The organism is Halodesulfovibrio marinisediminis DSM 17456, from assembly GCF_900129975.1.
GTDB classification, from domain to species: Bacteria; Desulfobacterota; Desulfovibrionia; order Desulfovibrionales; family Desulfovibrionaceae; genus Halodesulfovibrio; species Halodesulfovibrio marinisediminis.
In genome coordinates, this window is record NZ_FSRG01000005.1 from 517,823 (window position 1) to 542,079 (window position 24,257).

General features: G+C 45.2%; 23 protein-coding genes and 2 tRNA genes. 8 read left to right on the forward strand and 17 right to left on the reverse strand.

The genetic code is table 11. From position 1 onward, the window contains the following. Positions 1-255 precede the first annotated feature (255 nt). Positions 256-1,005 (forward strand): sulfite exporter TauE/SafE family protein, encoded by a 750-nt coding sequence (locus BUR09_RS10230; RefSeq protein WP_074216836.1) that lies wholly within the window; start codon positions 256-258, stop codon positions 1,003-1,005. A gap of 131 nt (positions 1,006-1,136) precedes the next feature. Here the strand turns inward: BUR09_RS10230 and BUR09_RS10235 are convergent. Next, positions 1,137-1,222: transfer RNA gene (locus BUR09_RS10235), tRNA-Leu, on the reverse strand. A 284-nt stretch (positions 1,223-1,506) separates the two neighbouring features. Here BUR09_RS10235 and BUR09_RS10240 point away from each other — a divergent pair. Then, positions 1,507-2,448 carry a hypothetical protein gene (locus BUR09_RS10240; protein WP_139296811.1) on the forward strand — a complete coding sequence of 314 codons (942 nt, stop codon included), beginning with the start codon at positions 1,507-1,509 and terminating at the stop codon, positions 2,446-2,448. Positions 2,449-2,646: 198 nt separating this feature from the next. Here BUR09_RS10240 and BUR09_RS10245 read toward each other — a convergent pair whose 3' ends face one another. From BUR09_RS10245 to BUR09_RS10255, 3 genes are all read right to left on the reverse strand, one after another. Continuing rightward, a complete protein-coding gene (locus BUR09_RS10245; RefSeq protein WP_074216838.1) occupies positions 2,647-3,000 on the reverse strand; it encodes a RidA family protein in 354 nt (117 codons plus the stop codon). Between the two features lie 528 nt (positions 3,001-3,528). Continuing rightward, the gene (locus BUR09_RS10250) at positions 3,529-3,792 is read right to left on the reverse strand and encodes an RNA recognition motif domain-containing protein (protein WP_074216839.1); all 264 of its coding nucleotides are present in this window, start codon (positions 3,790-3,792) and stop codon (positions 3,529-3,531) included. Between the two features lie 556 nt (positions 3,793-4,348). After that, positions 4,349-4,434 (reverse strand) — tRNA-Leu (locus BUR09_RS10255). A gap of 358 nt (positions 4,435-4,792) precedes the next feature. Here BUR09_RS10255 and BUR09_RS10260 point away from each other — a divergent pair. From BUR09_RS10260 to BUR09_RS10270, 3 genes are all read left to right on the forward strand, one after another. Beyond that, positions 4,793-5,818 (forward strand): DUF1786 domain-containing protein, encoded by a 1,026-nt coding sequence (locus tag BUR09_RS10260; RefSeq protein WP_074216840.1) that lies wholly within the window; start codon positions 4,793-4,795, stop codon positions 5,816-5,818. A gap of 85 nt (positions 5,819-5,903) precedes the next feature. Further along, positions 5,904-7,196: a phenylacetate--CoA ligase family protein gene (locus BUR09_RS10265; RefSeq protein ID WP_074216841.1), complete on the forward strand. Its 1,293-nt coding sequence runs from the start codon at positions 5,904-5,906 to the stop codon at positions 7,194-7,196. Between the two features lie 10 nt (positions 7,197-7,206). Beyond that, on the forward strand, positions 7,207-7,716 hold the full coding sequence (locus BUR09_RS10270; RefSeq protein ID WP_074216842.1) for a DUF456 domain-containing protein: 510 nt from the start codon (positions 7,207-7,209) through the stop codon (positions 7,714-7,716). A 663-nt stretch (positions 7,717-8,379) separates the two neighbouring features. Here BUR09_RS10270 and BUR09_RS10275 read toward each other — a convergent pair. The 6 genes from BUR09_RS10275 to BUR09_RS10300 form a co-directional block, all read right to left on the reverse strand. After that, a complete protein-coding gene (locus tag BUR09_RS10275) occupies positions 8,380-8,832 on the reverse strand; it encodes a flavodoxin (RefSeq protein WP_074216843.1) in 453 nt (150 codons plus the stop codon). Between the two features lie 266 nt (positions 8,833-9,098). Beyond that, the gene (locus tag BUR09_RS10280; protein ID WP_084539432.1) at positions 9,099-10,046 is read right to left on the reverse strand and encodes a pseudouridine synthase family protein; all 948 of its coding nucleotides are present in this window, start codon (positions 10,044-10,046) and stop codon (positions 9,099-9,101) included. 20 nt (positions 10,047-10,066) lie between these two features. Then, the gene (locus BUR09_RS10285) at positions 10,067-11,533 is read right to left on the reverse strand and encodes a hybrid sensor histidine kinase/response regulator (protein ID WP_074216845.1); all 1,467 of its coding nucleotides are present in this window, start codon (positions 11,531-11,533) and stop codon (positions 10,067-10,069) included. Positions 11,534-11,550: 17 nt separating this feature from the next. Continuing rightward, the gene (locus BUR09_RS10290; RefSeq protein WP_074216846.1) at positions 11,551-12,348 is read right to left on the reverse strand and encodes an HD-GYP domain-containing protein; all 798 of its coding nucleotides are present in this window, start codon (positions 12,346-12,348) and stop codon (positions 11,551-11,553) included. 181 nt (positions 12,349-12,529) lie between these two features. Beyond that, positions 12,530-12,904, reverse strand: coding sequence for a response regulator (locus BUR09_RS10295; protein ID WP_074216847.1), 375 nt, complete (start codon positions 12,902-12,904; stop codon positions 12,530-12,532). Between the two features lie 96 nt (positions 12,905-13,000). After that, positions 13,001-13,270: a phage regulatory CII family protein gene (locus BUR09_RS10300; RefSeq protein ID WP_074216848.1), complete on the reverse strand. Its 270-nt coding sequence runs from the start codon at positions 13,268-13,270 to the stop codon at positions 13,001-13,003. A 293-nt stretch (positions 13,271-13,563) separates the two neighbouring features. Here BUR09_RS10300 and BUR09_RS10305 point away from each other — a divergent pair, with 293 nt between their 5' ends. Further along, positions 13,564-14,238: a response regulator gene (locus BUR09_RS10305; protein ID WP_074216849.1), complete on the forward strand. Its 675-nt coding sequence runs from the start codon at positions 13,564-13,566 to the stop codon at positions 14,236-14,238. Between the two features lie 68 nt (positions 14,239-14,306). Here the strand turns inward: BUR09_RS10305 and BUR09_RS10310 are convergent, their stop codons facing one another. From BUR09_RS10310 to BUR09_RS10335, 6 genes are all read right to left on the reverse strand, one after another. Then, positions 14,307-15,242, reverse strand: a complete 936-nt coding sequence (locus BUR09_RS10310; protein ID WP_084539434.1) for a Tim44 domain-containing protein — start codon at positions 15,240-15,242, stop codon at positions 14,307-14,309. Positions 15,243-15,325: 83 nt separating this feature from the next. Beyond that, the gene (locus BUR09_RS10315) at positions 15,326-16,087 is read right to left on the reverse strand and encodes a DUF4198 domain-containing protein (protein ID WP_074216850.1); all 762 of its coding nucleotides are present in this window, start codon (positions 16,085-16,087) and stop codon (positions 15,326-15,328) included. Between the two features lie 396 nt (positions 16,088-16,483). After that, on the reverse strand, positions 16,484-17,221 hold the full coding sequence (locus BUR09_RS10320) for a ComF family protein (RefSeq protein WP_175566019.1): 738 nt from the start codon (positions 17,219-17,221) through the stop codon (positions 16,484-16,486). Positions 17,222-17,340: 119 nt separating this feature from the next. Beyond that, entirely contained in the window at positions 17,341-17,973 is a 633-nt protein-coding gene (locus tag BUR09_RS10325; RefSeq protein WP_074216852.1) for a flavodoxin family protein, read from the reverse strand. 413 nt (positions 17,974-18,386) lie between these two features. Beyond that, a complete protein-coding gene (locus tag BUR09_RS10330; RefSeq protein WP_074216853.1) occupies positions 18,387-19,013 on the reverse strand; it encodes an MBL fold metallo-hydrolase in 627 nt (208 codons plus the stop codon). Then, the gene (locus BUR09_RS10335; RefSeq protein WP_074216854.1) at positions 19,013-19,525 is read right to left on the reverse strand and encodes a nitroreductase family protein; all 513 of its coding nucleotides are present in this window, start codon (positions 19,523-19,525) and stop codon (positions 19,013-19,015) included. The genes BUR09_RS10330 and BUR09_RS10335 overlap by 1 nt, the downstream gene beginning before the upstream one ends. 186 nt (positions 19,526-19,711) lie before the next feature. Between BUR09_RS10335 and BUR09_RS10340 the strand changes: the two genes are divergently transcribed. Both BUR09_RS10340 and BUR09_RS10345 read left to right on the forward strand, forming a co-directional pair. Then, the gene (locus BUR09_RS10340; RefSeq protein ID WP_245796727.1) at positions 19,712-22,111 is read left to right on the forward strand and encodes a tetratricopeptide repeat protein; all 2,400 of its coding nucleotides are present in this window, start codon (positions 19,712-19,714) and stop codon (positions 22,109-22,111) included. A gap of 50 nt (positions 22,112-22,161) precedes the next feature. Next, positions 22,162-23,019, forward strand: a complete 858-nt coding sequence (locus tag BUR09_RS10345; RefSeq protein ID WP_074217051.1) for a DMT family transporter — start codon at positions 22,162-22,164, stop codon at positions 23,017-23,019. A gap of 376 nt (positions 23,020-23,395) precedes the next feature. On the opposite strand, the gene BUR09_RS10350 is transcribed toward BUR09_RS10345, so the two are convergent. Beyond that, positions 23,396-24,232: a 1,4-dihydroxy-6-naphthoate synthase gene (locus BUR09_RS10350; protein WP_074216856.1), complete on the reverse strand. Its 837-nt coding sequence runs from the start codon at positions 24,230-24,232 to the stop codon at positions 23,396-23,398. Positions 24,233-24,257 lie beyond the last annotated feature (25 nt).

A 24,257-nucleotide genomic window follows, 5' to 3' on the forward strand; every position in this document is an offset into this window, starting at 1 on the left:
GTTATATTTTACATAAAAATATTTTGTGAAGAAAATAACGAAGAGATGGGTTGTGTGGTTAATCAAGTGTTTATAGTGGGTTAGTTTGGCAGATGTCTGTGGTTGAGGTTTTGACATTAAAGTTGCTTTAAAAGTTAGTAAGTTTTGTGATGAAGGGTGTTGTTACCATCTTGAATGATTGTTTTTTTAATTGTTCTTCGAGCGCTCTGGTTGACGGTGAGGGTCTACGCTGCTACTGGCGGCTTGGAGGGCTTTATGGATTTATCAGTCGCTCAATGGAGCTACGCTTTCGGAGTGTTGTTGTTGGCCTCGGTTGTCCGTGGATTAACCGGTTTTGGCTTTTCGGCGATAATTGTAACTGGACTAAGTCTTGTTGTTGCGCCGGCTCAAACAGTAATGCTTGCATTGTTTCTTGAGGTTGTTGCAAGTGTGCGTATGTTGCCATCCGCATGGAAGAGTGTTGATTGCAAATTGCTTACGGTTCTATGCGTGGGAACTGCTATTGGAACTCCGTTAGGGGTACGTTCGCTTTTACTATTGTCTCCAGATATCATCCGTCTTGCTATTTCTTGTATCGTTTTGTTCTTTGCTGTTCTGATATGGCGCGGAGTAAAGTATCGTGGAACACGAACTGTTCGTATTGACGGTGTGGTAGGTGTTATTTCCGGAGTCTGCAATGGTGCTGCTGCGTTGGGTGGACTGCCTGTTGTTACCTACATGCTTTCAACAGAAACTGCGGTTGTTGCAACGCGGGCAACATTGATTGCGGCATTTTTCTGTACAGATGTGTATACGCTTGTTGTTGCTGGTGGACACGGTATTATTTCTTCGCAAACATTAATAAACGTAGCGTATTCTGTACCGGTGTTGTTGATTGGTGTTGCGGTTGGAGAGAGGCTGTTTTCTGTTGCCTCACCGGCAGCATTTAAAAAGATAGCCGTATTGTTATTGATGGGGCTTTCGATTGTGGGGATTATCAAATCCCTCATGGTCTTTTTTGTCTGATTTGGTTGGATATTTTTTTGAGGTAGTTTGTTATATAAGCTCGTAATTTGTTGCGGGCTTTTTTGTGTTGTGAAAGATGGGGAAAAGGCAAAAAAAAAGATCATACTGTAGTATGATCTTTTATAAGTGCATGGTGCCCAGGGGGAGACTCGAACTCCCACGGGCGTGGCCCACTACCCCCTCAAGATAGCGTGTCTACCAATTCCACCACCTGGGCACTTATTGTGAGCTTCGCTAATGCGTCACTCTGAGGTTTGCGTTAAGTGTGTTTCCCTCAACGCGGAATCAGTATTTATGTGTATTGCGCGCGTTTGGCAAGTCTTTTTTTCAAAAAAAAAGGAAAAAACTGTCGTAACGCTCTGTGTCTTGAAGAGAAAATGTTGGGAGCTTTCTAATGTATTTGATTTGCAGTGATTTTTTTTAAGGGTGTGTGCAGTTTCTCAATGCAAAAAAAGCATACGTGCAAGAGGATAAAGAATGTAGAGGAGTTGCGGCAGAGAATTGTGGTCAGAAAAATCGATAGGCTGGTGTGTTGCCGGGAAGAGGTCTGAACTTCATGATTCTAAAAAAGATAGCAGGAAGGCTATGACTGGATTAGGCGAACATAAGTTGGAGTATGAGACTGTTGGGCCTTTTGTGACGCATGTGTGGTTGCATCATAAAGATGGTCATAACCACTATGCCGCACGGCCGGTTCGAAAAGGGGTGCGTTGGATTCGCCCAATGCAGCTTAGCAAGAAAGAGCAAACAGAGTATGTTGTTTGCGCAAAAAAGATAAATTATTGGGTCGCAGTATTGTTTATGGTTGGTTCTTCCCTGTTTGCGATTCCTGGTTTTTTACCTGCTTCATTGGCACCAGCTTTTAATGTGATATTTTTCTGTGGGTCTATTTTTTTCACATCCGCAGCATACCTGCAGCTAGTCGAATCAATTAATAAGGATATTACAAATCCAGCCTTGTTTCGGACACAGCGTTGTCATTGGATACGCTGGGCATGGCGTCCGAAAAATCTTGGTTACTTGTCTTCATTGGTGCAGTTTGTTGGAACATTGCTTTTTAATGTTAACTGCATCTCGCCGTTTTTTTTAGTTACGCCATTGCAAATGGATGTTGTTATCTGGGGCTCGGGGATGCTGGGAAGTATCTGCTTCCTTATTTCATGTGCTTTCGCATGGCTCGAAATATCTCGTGATCCGATGGTTAAGCCATTCCGGTCAGAGGAATGGTGGATTGTGTGGGTGAATATTGCTGGATCAATTGCATTTCAAGTCTCCAGTGCTGTCGCATTTTATTTGCCGCAGACAGGAGATGTTTTTGCTCCAGTACTGGCTAGTGTGGGACTGACCTTTGGCGCAATATGCTTTTTTATTGGTGCATTCCTGTTGCGAGTTGAGGATGCGATAGATTCTCAAAAATTTATTGGCGGAGATTATGCGCAGTAATTGAGATGAAGGCTCGATAGGCAGGAGGGCTGATGTGCTTTTGCGTGGCGGTCTTCTGAGCGTGTTTATATATAATGATAAGCCCTAATGGTGTAACGGTGAAGGAGAGGGGGGCTGCGGGATAGGGTATGTTGGTAGTAAGTAAAAAAGAAAACGGCAGAGTGAAGTATAGTTAGACTTCACTCTGCCGTTTGTTCTTTATTTTTGTGCTGCTACGATAGAAACTTCTACGAGAAGTTCTGGACGTGCAAGACGGGCTTCAACACAAGCGCGAGCAGGTGCGTGGCCTTCTGGAACCCATGCGTCCCATACTTCGTTCATCTGTGCGAAGTCTTTCATGTCACGAATGTATAAAGTAGCAGAAAGGATATGTTCAATATCACTGCCTGCTTCGGCTAACAGGGCTTCAACTTTAGCGAGCATGTTTTGGGTCTGCTCTTTAATGCCTTCGTCTGCATTATCAGCTACCTGACCGGCAAGGTAAACTACGCCGTTGTTGATAACGATTTTGCTCATGCGGGTGCCGATTTCCATGCGTTTGATATCGCTCATTATACATTCCTTTTTATGCCATGCTTAGTTGCAGGCATGTTATCGTATTTAGAAGAACAGAGGCGTGGACGTCACTGGCTTTTTAAGAGTGTCGAGTGCTGCCTCATAGATAAACTACCTAAAATTACTCCATATTCGGTTCGTGTGAACCGTATGGGAGTGTAACATCTACGGAATATGGTATCTATCTACTCCTCGTAATGAGAAGTAGCCAAGATAGGATGCCAGAAGAATATATTGTCAGTGGCGTTGTTTGCTTCGTTCAAGACAGAGAAGATGTCAACATGTGATTTGTCGACATTTCTTTATTTTTTATTTTCCTACAAGCGAACTTGAAAAAAATACATTGTTTTTTGAGTAGATACAACGTTCAGAATTGAAGAGCTGATGGTTGAGTTGGGTAGAGTGCTTTAAATAGAGAAAAAGAGGGGGCAGGTCAGGTGATAAAATTAAAAAATGGTTTGGGGTTGATCAAACCCCAAAAAAAAGCCCACCTAAAAGGTGGGCTTTGATCGTCGATGCTATAAACTAGTAGCGTGGGCGACGTTCACGAGGCTGAGCTTCGTTTACACGAAGGTCACGGCCCTGGAAGCTGGTACCGTTAAGTGCCTCAATAGCCTGAGTCGCACCGTCAGCATCCATTTCCACGAAGCCAAAACCACGGGAACGATCGGTTTCACGATCTTCGATTACACGAGCAGATGCAACTTCGCCGAATTCAGCAAAAAGGTTGCGAAGGTCTTGGTCAGTACAGCCCCAGGAAAGGTTGCCAACATAAATATTCTTATTCAAAACAAAAAACTCCAAAGAAAGGATTCTCCCCCGCCACAATGTATATTTTGTTCGGGGCGTGTGTGCTGCAACTTCGAGAGAAGCGGGAGCACGATGTAAATACGATTAAAGCACCGTATCCGCGTTAGAGGTATTGGTCAATCGTTTCCTCTCTTTTTTTAGCTTTTCTTGCGAGAAAAAATATAATGCATGGATAAAAAACACTTAAAAATAACCTTCTGTTTTGATTATGAAAAAAAGAACATGGCTTTTTATTGTGTTGGCTTCGTTGAAATAACGCCGAATCAATGTATGCGGTTACAGTGTGGTGGTGCTTGAAGAAAGTTAAGTGTGCCGCATCGTTTTGTTAAAAATAAGTAGTTTCTTATGTGGCAAATTAGATAAGAATTCTATTCGACGGACTAGGTATGATTGAGCTGAAAAAGCTACCGCATGGTGTAGGTGAGCTATTTCTTTTTTGAGTAGGATGGTCTGGTTGGGGTAATGATTCGGGTGGGGCTGCCAGCGATAAGGCAAAAAAAAAGATCATACTTTCGTATGATCTTTTATAAGTGCATGGTGCCCAGGGGGAGACTCGAACTCCCACGGGCGTGGCCCACTACCCCCTCAAGATAGCGTGTCTACCAATTCCACCACCTGGGCACTTAATATGAGCTTCGCTAGTGCGTCGCTCTGAGGCTGCGCTAAGCTGTTCTTCCTCAGCGCGGAAAAGTGTTTATGCGGAACGGCTGTGCTTGGCAAGGCTTTTTTTGCTTTTTTTTTGTTTTTTTTGGAGGTGTAGATAGCTTGAAAGCCGTTTTGTTTGTTTATCTATTTGATTAAATGAGTTTTTTATAGTTTTTGATTAAAATATGTTTTTTATGCTTCAACAAAACATCTAGCTTTTTGTGGTCCATAAAATTAGAGACTTGAGTGATCTTGTTTATTAATTCAAAAAAAGTAGTTTCTTATACGGCAAGATTCTCTATTAGACGTTACACAACTCCCTTGGAGCATTTATATGAAATCAACTCTCTTTCTTGATATTGGTAGCGGAACTCAAGATGTTTTGTATTACCGTGACGATGTGGAATTGGAAAATTGCAGCAAATTTGTGTTGCCTTCTCCCGCTAAGATGATTGCAAAGCGCATTATGGAGCTTACCGAAGCTAAGCGCGACATTTATATGTTCGGTTCAAATATGGGCGGCGGTTTCTTTGGTGCAATGAAAAAACATCTTGATGCCGGACTGCATGTTGCTATCCATCCTGACGCAGCCTACGCGTTGAATGATGATCCAAAGCGTGTAGCTGCTCTTGGTATTACGATCTGTGAAGACTGTCCTTCAGGTTTTGTTCCGATAGAGCTTTGTGACTACAATGCCGGTTGGTGGAGTGCATATCTTGGTATGGCTGGTCTGCCTAATCCTGATGAAGTGATTGTTGCAGCTCAGGATCATGGTGTGCATAAAGAGGAAAGTAATAGAATTGGCCGCTTCCGCATGTGGCAGGAGTTACTTTCCCGTCATGAGGGTGATCCGTATTCATTGTTATATAAGAAACCTGCAGACTCCCTTACTCGTCTGGCAACTATACAAAAGGCTACTGGGGGCGGTTGTGTAGCTGACAGTGCTTCTGCGGCTGTTCTTGGTGCATTGTATGTTCCGGAAGTGGCGCAGCGAAGCTGGCGTACAGGGGTTACCATTGTAAATGTCGGTAACAGCCATATTTCAGCTTTTCTTGTGTATCAGGAAAAGATTCGTGGTGTGTACGAGCATCATACCGGTATGTTGACTCAAGAAGAGTTGCTTCATGACCTTAAAGAGTTTCGTCGTGGCTGGCTTACTGATGACATGGTACGTGATGCTGGTGGTCACGGTTGCATGTACCTTGAATTGCCGGCTGAAGCTGAGGGCTTTTTCCCAACATACTTGCTTGGACCAAAGCGCAGTATTCTGGAAGGACAGGGTGTTTTAATTGCTCCTGGTGGTGATATGATGCTGGCCGGATGCTTTGGCCTGCTTAAAGCTTCGCAGAATATTGAATAAAAATTTAATTTCGACAATGCCGAAATTGACATCGTCTGCTAGGCACGTATAATCCCTCCTCACCTAGAGAATAAGGGGTTGTAGAATGATATACTTTGATCCGGCAGAAGGATGGTCACGGGAAGAAATCGAACAGGCACAGGTTGCCCGCTTACGCACAACTGTAGCTCAGGCTGCTAAGGCTCCAATTTATCGTGAAAGATTTGATGAAATGGGCATTACTCCTGATTCTATTCAGAGTGTTGAAGACGTACGCAAGTTGCCTGTGACAACAAAAGATGATCTTCGCGCCCAGTATCCGGATAAAATGAATACTGTTCCGCGAAAAGATATCGTGCGCATGCATGCATCCAGCGGAACAACAGGTTCTCCGACCGTTATTCATTATACCCAGAGCGATCTTGATAGTTGGTCAGATCTTGTGGCTCGCTGTCTCCATATGGTTGGTGTGCGCCCAGAGCATGTGTTCCAGAATATGACTGGCTACGGTCTGTTCACTGGTGGTCTGGGATTACACTACGGTGCTGAGCGTCTTGGTTGTCTTACCATGCCATCAGGACCGGGGAATACAAAGCGTCAGTTTATGTTAATGAAAGATTTCAACACATATGCTGCGCACATTATTCCTTCTTACGCCTTGTACTTGGGCGCTGCACTGCGCGACATGGGCATGTCGCCAGAAGATTTGCCGCTGGGCATCATCATTACAGGTGCGGAGCCGCATACGGAAGAAGCGCGTCAGCGCATTGAGGAACTTCTCGGTGCGAAGGCATATAACTCATACGGGTTGTCAGAAATGAATGGCCCTGGTGTTGCTTTTGAATGTACAGAACAATACGGAATGCACATTTGGGAAGATGCATTTCTCCCTGAAATCGTGAATCCGGAAACGTTGGAGCCTGTAGCAGAAGGCGAGGTTGGTGAGCTTATTATGACCACCTTATGCCGAACCGGTATGCCAATTATCCGTTACCGAACCAGAGACCTTACTCGATTTATTACCGACGAATGCCCTTGCGGCAGATTGCATAGACGCATTGATCGAATTTTAGGTCGCGCTGACGATATGCTTATTATTAAAGGGGTTAATATTTACCCTATGCAGATCGAACGTGTGCTTATGGAGTTCGATGAAGTAGGCGAGAACTATGTAATTGAGCTTGAGCGTGAGAATTTTATAGACCAGTTGCGGGTAAAAGTGGAAATTAAGGACGAACACTTTGTAGAGGACATGCGTGTCCTTCAGGGACTGCAACGCAAAATAGCTTCACGGCTTTGTAGTGAAATTCTTATCACGCCGCGTGTTGAAATCGTCCAGCACAACAGTCTTCCTAAGGCAGAAGGCAAAGCACAGCGAGTGGTAGATAAACGAGAATAAGGAAAACTGAGTGGAAACAGTTCTTGCAGTTGTTTTTACGGCTCTGATGGTCATGTTTCTTGGCCTTCACTTTTTGAGTATGCCAGCGAACTTCCTGATTATGGGGATGCTGGTTTTATGGAAATTCATGTATCCTGCGCAGTCCGCAGATATGAATACCATGTTCTTTGTGCTTACCGGTGGACTTGTGCTGCTCGGTGAGGCACTGGAATTTATCTCCCAGTTAATGGGCGCTAAAAAGTACGGTGGGACAAAGAAAGGTAATCTTGGCGGCATCATTGGTGCCATCTGTGGTGCTATTATCGGTGCGCCATTCTTTCTTGGGTTAGGTGCCTTGCTTGGTGCACTTGGTGGCGCGTATGCAGGTTGCCTTATCTTCGAGATAGCACACGGACGTGAGTTACATGGTGCTATGGTTGCGGCTAAAGGCGCGTTTTATGGCAAATTTCTTGGTATGAGCATCAAGTTTGGCGTGGGCGTATTTGTCGTTGTCTATGGTGCAAAGCACATTTGGACCTAGCTAGCTTTATTCTTAAAAGATACAAAACAGGCTGTGGAAATTTCACAGCCTGTTTTTTTATGCCTTCTACCGCGAGGTTACTTTGTTTTTTAGAGTCTAGGAGCTTACTTTCATCAAGGATTGCGGAAAGGTAATTTCCTTGTGGCTGCCAGCGAATAAACTACGAGCTGTTCTCGCTGACGCCGGAGGCAGAAAAAAAGAAAAGCACCCCTGCGTGTGTTAGGGGTGCTTATTATGCTGGGCTGGAATAGAGCCGGAACACAGGTGCATATCAGTGAAGAGACCGAGTTTATGGCACCTGTGGAACGTTCGGCTGGGGGCAAAGCCCAGCGTGGAAATCTGCTTGTGTTACATTATCAGGGTTGCTGCGGTAATTTGCAGTGCAACTACTGAGGATGCAAAGGCGATTGTTTCGATGATGTTTCGTTTGTTCATACTTTTCACCTCGCTAGTCGTTGGTAAGAGGAGGGAACAGGTACTGTATTACCTGTTCCCTTTTTTTATGGGCGTTGTTGGTTCTCATCATGCTGCGAGGGGGTGTCCGTATGAGGTGCATGGGGGGCATTTTTAAGTATCCGGGACTTGTTAAAGAACTTACGGATAGCTTGTGCGTGATGATGAGAGCTAATACTTAAGGACTTTTTCATAGGAAACCCCTTTGGATTATGCGTTTAATTTAGCAACAAGGTCTTGCGCCCATGCGTCAATGTCTGCTTGCTCGGCTTTAGGATCACCATCAATTTTGAGTGAGTCCGTGAAGATTGATGCACCTGCGTTTTTGCATGATTCTTCAATGGCATCTACAGCGCCGCAGTAGTATTCGTAGCTGCTGTCTCCGCAGCCGAAGCAAGCGATTTTTTTTCTTGAAAGATCAACATGTTCAATTTCTTCAAATACAGGGATGAAGTCATCCTGTAGTTCAATTTCGTCATCGCCCCAGGTGGAGCATCCAAGGCAGCAAAGATCATACGTTTTAGTAAGGTCAGTAACGTTGATGTCTGCAACATCTTTGATAGTAACTTGGTGACCGCTTTGTTCCAGTGTGCGCTGAATGCTTTCTGCAACGTATGCGGTGTTGCCTGTCGTGGAACCGTACGTAATGAATACTGATGCCATAATACTATCTCCTGTTTGGCTATGCTGTTGCACGTAACATGCAACAGCTATCTACAGTAGACAGAGTATGTTTCCCATGTCTGGAGGCCATACAGACCGGACCGCCGTTGGGGAGACGGTCCGGTAGGCTGCGAAGGAGTAATGATGGTGTGTAATTTCATGTTTTTTTAGCCAACTATGTTCGGGTTGAGTTTTTTATATTGAAATTGAAAGTCTTTTTCAATTAAAAAATACAGAAAATCACAAGTTTTGTTGTAACGTGCTGATTACTTGTTAGGAATTGAATTCTTCCACAGATCCCATGAGGGCCAGTTTGGAGGACACGTGGCAGCAAAGGTACCAAGTTCGATTTGGTAGTGGTGGAGGTACATGATCTGGGTTGGATGTGTTTCTGCAACGCCATAAAGCGGGTCACCGACAATAGGGAAGCCTTGCGACGCAATGTGGGCACGGATTTGATGGCGTGCACCTTTACTTATGGCCGCCATGAGGAGGGTTGCGGAGCTGGAAGGATCGCCAGGTACTGTGGTTTCCAGAAGTGGGAGGAATGTTGTGTGGCGTAGGGGATCAGGGTCTGCTTCTGGAAGTACTTTGGTTACCTTGCGTTTAGCCATATCAAGTTTGTTAGTGACTTGAAGTGGCGCAGGCACGGAACCATGGACAAGAAGAAGGTAGATTTTTTCTACAGCTCCTGCGTTTTCAATTTCTCTGAACAGGGCTGCGGCTTCTTCTGACTTTGCAGCCATAACCATGCCGGATGTCAGGTGGTCAAGTCTGTTTACTAGAATAGGCAGCGGCACATCTGCAAACAGCTTGGGTAGTTCAGTTTCAAGGCTAGATGTATCTTTTCCGGCTATAGTAGCGGTGTGCAGTCCGCCCGGTTTGTAGATTGCAGCAAAGAGGGCATCTTCGTGCACTATATATAGTTCTTTCTTCAGTTCAGAAGAGCTGTCCTGAATAGTATCTTTTGCATTCTCTTCATATTTTTCAGCTGTCTCTTGAGGAGCTGTTTTTTCTACAAGAAGAATTTGATCACCAGTAGATACCGTATGGCCTTTTGAGCGGGGAATGCCGTTAACCAGGACTGTATGAGTGTCAAAAATCCTTCTGCGTGTACGTATGCCAGCATCAGGAAGGAATAGAGAGAGTGCGCCGTCAAGGCGGGTGTTATTCATGTGTTCCGGAACAGTAGCTGTTGAGAGATTTGGTATCATGTGGCCTGGAGTGGAAAAAGTTATTTTGAAGCAGCCTGTAAAGGAAAGCTGACTGTAAATTGTGTGCCCTTACCTAATGTGCTCGCTACATCTACAACACAATTATGGGCGCTAGCAATACGCTTTACGATGTGTAATCCCAGACCATGACTGGATTCATCTCCGGTTGGAGTAGCTGTTCCCTTAGAGAAGGGGGTAAATAGTTGCTCAAGCTCGTTTTTAGCGATTCCCGGACCTTCGTCTTTTACAATAAGTTGGATTGCTAGGTCATCTTGTTTTGTGTTGATGTGGATAGTGGTTTCCGGCTCAGAAAACTTGATGGCATTAGAGAGAAGGTTGTCGATAAGTTGTGCAATTCGTTTTGGGTCTCCCTGAATGGTATCCAGTGGCTCCAGTTTTTGGTGGAGTGATAGAGATTTTCTTGCTGCAGAGAGTTCGGCAAGGGCGACTTGCTGGGATACTATCTCATTAAGATCTATAAGTTCTTTTTCAATGGACATATGGCCACTTTCAATAGTTGAAACGTCTAGAATGTCTGTAACGAGTGTGAGCATGTCACTACTTGCTGAGGAAATTGCAAGTGCGATTTCTTTTTGCTCTGGCGTAAGGCTGCCTGCATAGCCTTCTTCGAGAATGGATGCCAGTCCTTGAATGCTGGTGATTGGTGTTACGAGGTCATGAGCAGCCATTCCAAGCATCTTATTTTTCAAAACATTAAGTTGATCAAGATGGTGAAGCAGTTCTGTCATTTTTAAGTTTTGAATCATTCGGCAGTACAGTTCTTCTCGTTTGAATGGCTTGTTGAGAAAGTCACTGGCGCCACTTTTAAGAAACATGGCTGAAATATGCATGTCTGAGTTACCGGAAATACCGATAATTGATGTGTGTTCTGGCGGATGCTGCTTACGGATGAGTCGTGTGAGTTCAACTCCAGGCATGTCGTCAAGGTAGGCATCGATAAGTATCAAAGGAAAATTCTGCTTTTCCAGAAGGCGCAGAGCTTCTTTGCCGGATCGTGCTATTTGGGGGTTCAGCATATAGTTGGAGACAACATATGAGAGGAAATGTCGTATCGATGCTGAACTGTTGACGATGAGGACGTAAGTATTCTTGTTTTGATGAAGGCGTTGCACTACTTCGATAACGTTGGAAACAAGGTCGCTGTTTTTGAGTACGGCATCAATGATTGTAGGGGACATGGCGCAAGAAGTGCATGCTTCGGTATAGTCGTCACTAAGAAGCAGAGTGGGGATGCTTTGTTCTGCTGTTACGTAGAACAAACTTTCTGAAAGATCTGTCAGCGCTGTATCAAGAATTGCCAAGGCCAGTTGGTCGCTGTTTTGCGAGGCAAGGCTGAATGCTTCTGAAGAGGTTACGCCAATGAGGCATGGAGTGCCACATGATGACTCTATCCCTTCTTTAAGCTGGGATGCTATTTTTGAATCAGCTACAGCAATGAGTATATATTGCGTTTGTCCTGTATTCATAGCAGTTGGCTCTCGCGTTATAAGATACTCGTGATAGAAAAACTGTGGGTCAACGGGCAGTCAGGGAGCACTTCCTTAAAGAGGCGCTCAACGTCATGTTGTTTCGGACTGCGCAACATATCATCAATATATGTAATGCGTGGTAGGTTTTCAAAGAATGCTTTCACAATGCGAGGATCAAAATGCTTTCCGGAGCTTTGCTGGATAATGGTTGTAGTTTTTTCCAAAGAGTATGGCTTCTTATAAGGCCGTTCGGAGCGAAGAGCGTCATAAACGTCAACTAGTCCCACTATACGGCCTTCTATCGGAGTTCTCGAACCCTTAAGTCCGTTTGGATAACCTGTTCCATCCCAGCGCTCGTGGTGGTTTAGGGCAATAACCTGTCCCGTTTCAAGAAGACTGGATTTGGAGTTTGACAATATTTTTGCACCAACTGTTGTATGGGTCTTTATTATTTCAAATTCTTCTGCTGTCAGTGGTCCCGGTTTTAGAAGGATTGAATCAGGAATGCTTATTTTCCCGACATCATGCATGGCGGCAGAGTTGTATATGCGAAGTACCTTTTCATTCGACAGGCCAAGTGCATGGGCAAGGACTGCGCTAAAAAAACAAATACGCAGGACGTGGTCGCCAGTGGCTTCATCTTTATATTCCACAGCCTGTGCCAGCCTGTTTACGGTATCAACATAAGCCATCTCCAACTCAAGGTGTGAATTTTTTAGCATGGTTATGGTTTTATGGAGGTCTTCAGCATACTTGAAAAGCTGAGCGTGGGCTTCTTTGAGTTCAAGCTGGCAGGTTTTGTCGTTAGGCATAGCGTGTATCCTTCAAAGAAAATTTGCAGCAATACATGATTGCAGGGAGGCTTTGCATGAATGCAAGCCCTCTTGTAATCATATGCGTCTTGTTCGGATATGTACTATGAGAATAGAATGTATAGCGTGTATTTTACTGCACTGAGACTCAGGAAGGGAATAGTACTCAGCTGTTATGGTATTACTTATTGCGCGCAAATTGCTGAACGTTCTTTAATAGGTCTATAGGACTGAACGGCTTTGTGAGGTAGGCAGAAGCGCCGCTATCCAGACACTCTTTGGCTGCACCTTTTAATGCTGTGAGCATAATGATTGGGATATTGGCTGTTTGAGGGTCTGCTGTCAGCATGCTGGTTGCAGTGATGCCGTTATATTTACCAGGCATGTCGATATCCATGATGATAAGATGGGGGGCAAGTGTTTTGGCGAGGCTGACTGCCTCCTGAGCGTTTTTGCACTCAGCTACATTAAATCCGTCACTTGTAAGTGTAATGCGTACAAGTGTCCGTATTTCAGGGCGATCATCAGCAATAAGAATTGTTCTTTGCTTTTCCATAACTAGCCTTGATAAGTGGTGTCAGCGTGCCCATAAAAAGCAACTGCCAGACGATTGTATCAAATCGTCTGGCAGTGAACATGAAAAATATGTTGGTTACTCGTCGGTGAAAGGGTGATCCATTTCGAGCTGAACAGGGCTGAGTTCGTAACCAAGCTCTTTTGCCATAAATTCAAGGGCAGTAATGTCTTTGGTGGCACGCATGATGTCGAGTAGAGTATCCGCGCCAAGTTTTGCACTCTGGTCATACGGATTTAATTCACGCATCATAGTTGGGTAAGGTTTTCCGATTTGCTCTGCTACCCATTTTGACTGCCGTGCGCCTAGAACCATGTTTTGTGTCACGCGAGTTACAGTTTCTCTCATAAAAGCCATCCTTACTATCAAGGTTAGACGAATTACCATATATCCACAGTCGTTGTGAGGTCCTGTGGATACTCTCCTACTCTGATATAAAATAGACCATATAGTTCGTCGTGCGTGAATTAGGCTGATGCTGTATTTTTGTATTGGGATTGTCCGTATTTTTATGGTAGGGTATAGTCTGATTACTACTCCTATAAGGGTAGGAAAAGAGCATACTTAGCGTGTTAACTAGATAAACACATTGGCTATTTGTGTGGTTATATTGGGGGTAAATCTAACAGGCAGGCATTTTAATGGAAGATTTGTATCGTGTTGTTTTAGCTGAAGATCATGTTTTATTGCGTGAGGGGCTGAAATCATTATTACAAACTTTTGAAAACTTCGAAGTGGTGGGCGAAGCTGGCGACGGGTATCAGGCTGTAGAGTTGTGCGAAACCCGGAGCGTTGACTTGGTGTTGATGGACTTATCAATGCCAAAGCTTGATGGCTTGAAGGCGACGAAAATAATTAAACGTAGTTTTCCTGACATTAAAGTCCTCGTTATCACTCAGTATGATGCCAACGACTATGTTCATTCTGCATTATCTGCCGGAGCAGACGGCTACATTCTCAAAGATGCTACCAGTGAAGAATTTCTACTTGCAGTGACCAGCGTACTGGGCGGAAAAACATATATTTCTCCGAGCGTGGCAAATAATGTCATCAGGGGATACCTGAACGGAGGCGTGGCTTCAGGCACAGCCTCACCGTTGGCTGAATTGACTCCGCGTGAAGAAGAGATCTTTCAGCTTGTGGCAGAGGGATATAAAAGCAGGGAAATTGCGGACATGCTTGTGGTAAGTATTAAGACAGTTGAAAAACATCGTTCTAATCTGATGCATAAGCTTTGTGTGCATTCCGCAGCAGAACTCAGGGAGTTTGCTGCTCAGCAGGGCATAATCTTTAAAAAACCTGAATTGACTGCGTAATTGAATTTCAAAAACAAAAAGGGGAAGCATATGCTTCCCCTTTTCTCGTATTATTGTGCGGAGTCCGACTAGCTTTCCAACTGCTGGATACCGTCGAGAAGCCACATGGAGTCGTCCTTGTGGTTTTTCAGGAAATGCCACACTTCGCGTACCTGCTCAGGATGCTGTGCGGACTGGTCTTCGCGCATCAGCACATCAAAGTAGACAGTGGCAAGAATGCCGTCGCCTTCTTCTTTTACTTCAAGCAAGCGGGCATTGGACATAAGAATTTCAGTGCGTGAAGGCACAGGGTCTTCTTTAGCCTGTTGTTTAATAGACTCAAATACTTCATGAGTCGTAAACTCTTTAATGTCTTCAAGATCTCTGCTGTCCCAGCTTTGCTGCAGACGGTTAAATACCATCTTGGCACCCTTTAGGAAGTCTTCTGAGTCAAATCCTGCCGGAGTTGTTACCTCTGGCTGTACATCCTGTGCGTGGCTTCCGCCCGCAGGAGTACTGCGCAGGTTTGACCATGCATCATGCGACTGACGTTGCATGGTAGAATAATTGTCTTCAGGTGGTGCATATGATTGCTGGTTATAGTTCGCATGCCCCCCGCCTTGGTAGGCGGTTTGCTGCGTTTCCATTCTTCGAGAACGGAACATTTTGCGGAGAAAGAAAAACGCCAATACAAGTAGGATGATATCAAGGAAACCAATACCGCCGAACCCGCCACCGAAGAGTAAGGAACCAAGCAATGTTCCTGCGAGGAGACCGCCGAACATGCCGCCCATGCCACCGAAGAGGCCTTTGCGCGGTTGCTGAGTTTGAGTGGCAGTGGATTTGTTTTGGTTCAGCGGAGCCTTTTGTACGGGCTTAGAATAGCTCTTGCTGAACATCGGCTTGCTGCCGAATGACCTACCCCCGCCAAAACGTTTGGCGTCTGCAAAGTCAGCCATGCCGAGAACAAGTACGGCGGCAAGGACTGGCATTAGGAGTAAGGCAATAGGGCGAATCATTTTCATACAATTCTCCATGTAATAGGTATGCCCGTACCATGTAACTATAATTTGGTATGAGTCAAGACCCGAGACAGGTTAGTACCTGTTTATTTTTTAAAGTCTTCCACTTTAATCCATGTAACTGCGCCTAATTCAACAGGCTTTTCTTTGCCTGACGGTGCAGTAATAGTGTAGTCTGCAGTGGTGAGTGCTGCAAATCCCCACCAGCCAGCTTTTGGGCAGGTAATGGTGAACACGCCGTTGCTGTCTGCTTTTGTCACCATAGTGATGTGGTGCTCAGTTGGCGCAGTGAATCCTTCTTTGTTGTAAAATTCGTACTCAACTTCAGCATTTGGTACCGGATTACCGTTTCTCAGAACCTGACCGGTAAAGCTGCTACCTGCGTACAGACCGTATGGACGGGTAAGCGGAATAATTTCTGTTGGCAGTCCAGCCGGTGCATCCCAATCTTCTTCAGAGCCGAATGCTGCTACGTATGTTTTTGTGTAGTGAATGATGAAGCAGTCTTCTTCCGGTTCCCAGTACGGAGTTGGTTCCATAGCAAACTGGTAAACACCTGGACGTTTGAAACGGAATGTTGTTTTCCATGCTTTTTCATTCATTACTTTTGATTCAGAAAGAGTCGGGAGCAGGTCTGTTTTTTTACCGTTAACTACAGCAAAAAATTGTTTCGGTTTTTCAAGGGTCATACCTACCATTTCAAAAGGATGGGAGAATGACAGCTCAAGGTTGGAGCTACGTGTCTTTTGTGTGGCAACATTTGAATCAGGAATTACCATACCGAAATGAGCAAAGGCAGGGCTGGCAACAAGCATAAAGGCAATAAGGGTAAGAATGGTAGTACGCATAACTGCTCCTATTACTTATAAAATGAATAGAGTTGAACACCTATGCTGTGGTTACACGATTTGCATAATCGTGTCACCAATAAAATAAAAAGACTAAAAGTGTGTCACATATCCGACAGGCGCGAGAGATAGCAGGTGAGTTTTTTAATTTTTAGAGGGGATGTCAGGGAGGTCGTTGGTTTGAAAGAATGGGGAAAACTGTTTTGCTGGTCGGTTCGGGTGACGCCAACGTGGATAAATACGAGTGAGGAGCAATCTATAGACTAGGGTGCTTTTGTCTTCTCATTAAAGAAACGGAGGCAACTGAGGATGTATTGATGAACAGATATTCCCTGGTGTTCTTAGCGATATGTCATCTGATTAGCGGGGCGCAGCTGTTCGTACTTTGTCTTTATACTATTTGACATTTTCAGGTTCAGGGGTGCGTGCCATAAACGCAACTTCAACGGAACCAGCGCCGCCTTGCAGTAGTGTTTTAGTCGCCTGTCGTAAGGTGGATCCTGTGGTAGCAATATCATCAATAAGCAGGATATGGGCATTCTTAAGCTCTGGAGGAATAGTCGCAGTAAATGCTCCAGAAAGGTTCTGGTTGCGCTCCTTTTTGCTCAAGGTTGCTTGAGGCGTTGTTTCACGGTTTCTGCGGAGTAGCTCAGGCAGAAGCGGAACTTCGATTTTTTGTGCAATTAGCTTGGCGGAGAGCATACTTTGGTTATGTCCGCGTTGCAGAAGGCGGGAATTGTGCAACGGTATAGGTACGACAGCGGCGGGAGTGACTTCGTGAGGAGAGTAGATGGCTGCAAGCAGGCGGGCGAGCGTGAGTCCTGCATCCAGTCTGCCATGGAATTTATGTTTAAGGAGCAGTTCACGCAGGATGCCTTCGTAGGCACCATAAAATGTGAGGTATGTCCACGGTGGGGAGCTAACCATGCAGGCTGAACAGCGCGAAGGTTGTCCGACAGCTTTGGCGTATAGCATACCGCAGTCGGGACAATAGCCTTGTGTGCGTGGTGCCAGTTGCCGCAGGCAATCTGGGCAGAGTTGAGGTGAAAGGCTCCATTGATGATGGAGCCTTTTGGTGTATTCAGTTTTTTCAGGCAGGTTATTTTGTTCCTCGTACAAAGAACGAAACGACACATCCTTTACAGGACTGTAGGGGGCAAAGCATGAAACGCAACGAGTTTCATCTAATCCCAGAAACGCGGCAGTACTCTTGAGTAAGGCAAAAACACTATGCATGTTCTGGTGACCGTGCGTTATTTTCGGGTTGAATAAAGAGGCACTGTATCGTTGTGCGCAGCTTTTGCATATTCAACGATTTGCACTCTGGTTTCTGGGTCATTGGCGAGTTCATCTGGACCGTCTTTACCGTAAATAAGCAGTGGTTCAGCAAGCTTAATATTGAACGGAGACAGGAAATATTTGAGTGTCAGTAATGAGCCCTGAAAAAGTTGTTCACCGACTGGGCGGGCTGCAACAAGACAGATGTAGGCCTTCCTAGGTGGAAGAGAGAGAACAAATGGGTCGCGGTTAAACTCGCGGAACCAGAAACACTGACAGCGATCTATGAATGTTTTGAAGATGGATGGTAGATGGTAGAAGTAGATTGGCGAACTGATAAACAGAGCTGGTGCTTCTAACAACATAGAGTAGAGCTCTGTGCTGTCATCTTTTCCTTCCTGTACACATTTTGTGGTGCCGGGAACAGCACATGCTTCACAAGCGGTGCAGTGGCGGATTGTATAGTCGCGCATATAGCGAGTTTGAGTTTTTCCGCCCGCAGCTTCATATCCTTGGGCAAAGAGTTTGGCTGCGCTGTCAGTGTTGCCATTTTTACGGGCGCTGCATGCTAATATCTGGAGAGCATTGGTAAGTTGTTGTGTCTTCATAGTTTTATTCTCCAGCGGTTGCAGGTTGTTCTTTAGCAACGCGCTTGCACAGAGCAGAGAGCTCTGTCTCGTCATCTGTTTGGATTTCGCAATTCCATTGAGGGTATTTTTTTAATGCATACTCTAGAGGAGCATGTGCCTTAGCAGGAAGCAGAAGAAGTATTCTGTTCTTCTTCTGGAAGCCGAGATAGAAACTTATCTCGAGTCCTAACCCTCAACATTTATTTCGTAAATCTGCAACTGCAGTATCGTTGTCTTCAACATGTGTTGGCATGATAACTCCAGATTGATGACAAACCCGCTTTATGGTCGGAAATGCTACCGCTGGATGTGCAATCTTTTGTGTAGAATGCGCATCAATATTTGTTGTCATGATGTATTCAGGCATCAATTAGATGCCTGAATACATCATCTTAACGCTGGAAATCAGAAAAATACGGGTTGTTGATTTGTTCGTCTTTTACGGAAGAACTTGGTCCGTGACCTGAATATACTACGGTTTCCGGTGGGAGTGCGAAGATTTTTTCTGTTACAGATTTTTTTAGAACATCAAAATCACCGCCCGGTAGGTCGGTACGGCCAATAGCGCGGAAGAATAACAGGTCGCCTACAAAAACTACCTGTGCAGCAGGGAAGAAGAAGGAAAGGCTACCTGGGGAGTGCCCTGGAGTGGCAAATACTTTACACTCTAAGTCCATGAAAGCGTGGTCGCCTTCTTCGATAGAAGTAAAGGTGAATGGATCAACTTTTGGGAAGCCCCACATACCGCCCTGACCAACTTCAGTATCAAGAAGGAATACGTCGTCACTTCCACTGATAACTGTTGCACCAGTTGCTTCGTGCAATGCTTTGATTCCGTATAAGTGATCAAAGTGGAAGTGGGTAATGAGAATATGAGTAAGAGTGAGACCTTCTTCTTTGAGAAAATCGATAACAGCAGTCGGTTCACCGCCCGGGTCAACTGCAATAGCTTTTCCCTCGTTGGATAGAACGTAGCAATTTGTTTCAAGTGGACCTAAAGGAAATGTTTTTACTTGCATTAAAACGGCTCCAGCATAATATCTTCCAGCGGCTTGCGTGAGGATGTGCCTTCCTGTGCAGGTTCGCCGATGGCAATAAACGTGATGAATTCATATTTATCAGAATCTAAGGATAGAACATCAAGAACCTGTTCAGCATTATTCATCATTTGTCCCAGCCATACAGAGCCGAGACCGAGTGAATGTGCTGCGAGCATGATGTTCTGGACACAACCGCCAGCGGACTGATGATCTTTCAATTCATGGTACAGGCAGTCTTTATCGAGAAAGATACCAATCATCAGAGCTGCATTGTTTACGATATGTGAGTAAATCGTGCAATCTGCTAATCCGTCTATTCGCGGGTCATTGCGACGGATGGCAATAAAACGGAATGGCTGATTATTTTTTCCGCTCGGTGCCCAGCGTCCTGCTTCCAGCATGGCGGTAATTTCTTCTTTGGTTATTTCGCGATCAGTGAATTTTCGAATGCTGCGACGCTCTTGGATAGCAGCAAGAACAGGATTGGACATGCTGTTTCCTCTCTTTTTTATCTTATACTAGAGGTTGTTACGGTGTGTTTTTATTCTGGTTGCGTGTTTTTTTATTTAATACCACAAAACCGAGCAGTCCTGAAAGTAGGTGTAGGGTCTTGAAAAATTTGACGAAAGGCACGTCATACTTTTCTTTGTGGTGTAACCTATGTATAAAAAATGGTTATGAAAGCGCAAATAGATATTCTTAATTCAGAGCGGACACAGTTAAGCAGATATGATCTCATAACTTATGAGCATCTACTCGCTGAATCGATTAAATCTATTATCAATTTTTCATCATACAGTTTGTATTTCCCCCGAAAAATACAAAGTCTGGAAGCCGTATGGGATGCAACAGAAAAAAAGCTGTTGTTGCCGCTTGCGATGAACAACAAATTTTACGGGCAATTTGTAGCCAGAGGCGTAACTATTCGTGCGCCAAAGACTTTAATTGCTATACTTCCTGCCGTTGCAACACTGGCTCTTGAAAAAATTCAGGGTATAAAATCCAGTATCACAAATGCACAGAACGGCTTGTTCACTCGTGATTATTTGCTCCATGCGGCTAATCGCGAGCTGTGTATGATTCGCGAAGGCTTTCATCTTTCCGGGGAACCTCGCACTGCGGGTAGCGAAGAGTATCGAGCTTCTGTCGGGGTAGTGCTTCTCAACCTTTCCGGACTCCGTTCGGTTGAGATTGAGTTTGGTCATTTGTTTGCTGAAGAACTGGCAGTAGAATTTGCCGATGCGCTAATCTCTGTTGCTCCGGAGCAGGCTTTAGTGTGTAACAGCGGTGACTATGAATACGCTATTCTTGTTCCTGCCGGAACCTCCAGTGCATGTAGAAAAATTGCTGCAGAAGCTGTTCGTACTCTTCGATCTATCCAGAAAGTTCATGACATTACAGAACATCGTGTCGGTGTAGACATTGCCGCAGGCTATGCCGCGTTTCCTCAGGATTTTGAAGGGGCGCAGTTTGAGTTGAAAAGCAATGAGCAAGGTCGGTTATTACTACGTAAAGCACGTATAGGTGCTGGCGTGGCAAAGCGGCTTGGAGAATCACTTACTATTCCGCATGTACTTGGGTTCAACCGCTTGTTGCATGAGGGCGGTACTGTGCGCGAAGTGCTTCCGGTCAGCCGTGTAGTGGTTAATTTGGGGGGTGCTATGGGGGCGCGAGAAGGTCAGCGTTTTTCAGTCTGGTCATGTAACTATAATTCCAAGTATGCTGATGGCGTTTCTGCCACTTCTCTTATTAATAGGCATCCTCTCTACAAAGGGGAACTTGTATTAATGGAGGTTCGTGAAACAGAAGCTATTGCCGAGATTATGCACATGGGTGACCCAACATGGGCTGTAGAACCAACCGATGCCATTAAATTATTACCGGAAGAAAAAGGCGTTGGGGTCACAATAGACCGGAATGACGAAGCTGAGCATTTTGATTCACTCACTGGATTGTATAAGCACCGAGATTTTATTGCTCGTTTTACCCAAGAACGGGAAACAACCGACTCTTTTGCATTAGCGATTATCCGTCTCTCCCGTATTCCGAATATACATGGTGGTGCAGGGGAACAGATTTTAGCTGAAGCCACACAGCAGTGTCGCGATATACTCGGTACTGACATGATTGGGGGCAGATACGGCCTTAACTCTCTTATCTGCTTCTACCCCGAAGGGAAACCGGAGTTTGTACAGGTTCTCTTTAATGAATTGTGTGAGCGTCTGTTGACGAATCTTGGAATCGAAGCTGCGGTGGGCATCTTCTGTTATCCATATTTGGATTACCGGAAAGGTGATGCGTTGGAATGCTGTCTTAAGGCGCTTGAATACGCCATGCTGCTTCCGGCTCCACGTGTGGGAATTCTTGATTCACTTGCGCTTAATATCAGTGCAGACAAGCTCTATTCCAAGAATGATTCTTTTGGTGCCATTGAAGAATATAAGCGTGCATTGCTTGCTGATGAAGATAACACAATGGCATGGAACTCTCTTGGAGTATGTTACGCCGGATTAGGGCGTTCAGAAGAGGCTCGTAAACACTTCGAGGGTGCACTTGCCCGTGACGAAGATGATGTGATGGCGTTGTATAATCTTGGACATATTTCTCAGACGCTTGGTAACCTTAAAGCTGCTCGCAACTATTATGATACTTGCCTGCAGCATGATGAGAAACACTTTTTCTCTCTTATTCGCCTTGGGCAGGTGAATGAAATGGAGAGCGATTTTTCCACAGCACGCACGTTCTTTGAACGCGCTCGCGCTTTGGAAGAAAACAAACCGCTTGTGGAGCGTAACTTTGCACGTTTATGTATGAAAGAAAATGATCCGGATAAAGCTCGTGAGCATCTTCATCAGGCATTGCTGTACAATCCACAGGATGCGGTAGCGCTGGAACTTATGGCGCGTATTTATTTGGATGGGGGAGAAGATCCGGAGATCGCAGAAGTGCTTGCCAGACAAGCAGCTGCTCTGCGGCCGGACTTCAAGGGAGCATGGCTCCAGCTTGCCCGTGCGCTGGAGGCGTGCGGTAAGAAACAGGATGCGCATCAGGCGCTTGTGAAAGCAGGTGAATTATAGTGCTTCAGCAGTTGAAGGCGTTTTTTTCTTCGCCTTATATAGCGGTGCCAATGGGTGCCTTGATTATTAGTTTTTCACCAGTATTAGTTCGTCTTTCCAGTGTGTCTCCAGACAGTTCCGCGTTTTATCGGGTGTTGTTTGGTGGCATCACGCTCATGATCTTTTCTTTTGTTAGCCGTGAGCAGGTTTCTGTCCCTCTTAAAATATGGGGGCTAGTCGTATTAACCGGTCTTTTTTTTGCCGTAGATCTTCAGTGCTGGCACAGGTCAATTGGTTACGTAGGTCCTGGTTTGGCAACCATTCTAGGTAACCTGCAAGTCTTTGCAACAGCAGCATTTGGTGCACTTCTTTTTAAAGAAATTATCTCCAAGCGGCTCATTGCTGCGTTACCTCTTGCTGTGATTGGTCTGTTCCTGCTTATTGGGTTGGACATTAATGAAGTTTCGTCTGACATTCTTTGGGGACTTATCTTTGGTATCCTGACGGCAATTTCGTATTCTTGCTACATAATATGTCTGCGTCAGTCGCAGTCTACAGAAAAAAAACTGCCGCTGTTTGCCAATATGGGCATTATCTCTTTGGTTACAGCAGCGAGTGTCGGCATGGTTATGCAAACTAAAGGGGATTCGTTCTTAATTCCCACTGCCAGCGACTGGCTGTATCTCGTTACCTATGGCGTGTTTTGCCAGGGCATAGGCTGGGCGTTTATATCCAAAGGACTCCCGAACCTGCCAGCTGCAATTGCAGGGCTCCTCATGCTTTTGCAACCAGCTCTCGCATTTGTGTGGGATGTGGTACTCTTTAATCGGCCTACAGGCGCTTACGGTCTTTTCGGCGTCGCGCTTGTCCTCTTTGCCATCGGTATGGGCATTTATGGGCAGCAAGCTGTGGCGAAGAATCGTAACTAGCTCTGTGAGTATTTATTTTGTCTCCGACGGCTGGGGGAAACCTTGTTGAAACAAGATTCTCCCCCAGACCCCCTTCCAAAAACTTTTACCTGCGATGTCAGCACGTTTCTTACGAACACTCGTGGTTTATTCCTCATTATTTTTTACGAAATGAAAAAGGCTGTCCTCAAAATGTCGGGACAGCCTTTTTTTGTTGCAAAAAGCTACGAGTTCTTTGTTAGTTCGGGTTGTAGAAAGGTGATCCCCTTGCGGCTACCAATGTAATAACTAACGGGTTGTCTTCGCTTATAAAGGTTTCTGGAGATTCTTAAGAACCTCTTGCAAGAGGTTCTTAAGCCGCCGGAGGCAAGAAGCGTCGTAGACCTTTTAGCTCTGATTAATCAGTAACAAAGATCGGGAGATCAGGCATTGGCTTGCCTGCGATGTCGAATGCTTTTTCGAGCAAGAGCTGGATAGCGTATTCACCGTCTGTACCGAGTTCCATGGAGAATTCATTTACGAAGGTCGCAATGTGCTCTTTGATTACAGCGTCGTCCATTTCCTGCGCATGTTCTTTAATGTACGCAGTGGCTTCTTCTGGATTCTGCTGCACGTAGGAAAGACTGGCGCGGATAGCTTTTTCAAGCTGGCGTGCGGCATCCATGCCGAGGTCGCGACGAATTGCGATTGCACCGAGCGGGAGTGGGAGGTTGGTTGTATTTTCCCACCATTGGCCGAGGTCGAGAACTTTTTTGAGACCGAAGTTTTCGTAGGTGAAGCGGCCTTCGTGGATGACAACTCCTGCGTCAACTGTACCGGATTGTACTGCTGGCATGACTTCGTCGAAGATCATTTCTACTCGTTCACCTTTGAGTGAATTGTTGAGTGAGAGGAGCATGTTTGCAGTGGTGAGCTTGCCCGGAATGGCAACTTTTTTGTCTGCTTCTCTGGCGGACTGGAAGCATGTGTCTTGTTTGGTGACGACAATCGGGCCGCAGCCTCTGCCGAGTGCACCGCCGGTACGGAGCAGAATGTAGTCATCAAGGCAGTCTACCATTGCAGCTACGGAGAGTTTTGTTGCAGCGATGTCGCTTTTACGTGCTCGAATATTTAAATCTTCTACGTCGGCCATGTACATTGTGATGTCAAATGGCAGGTCTATTTTGTTGTTTGCTAGAGCGTAGAAAATCCATGTGTCGTTAGGGCAGGGAGAAATACCGAGTTCTAACTGCATAATAAACCTCCAATAGATAGGAGTT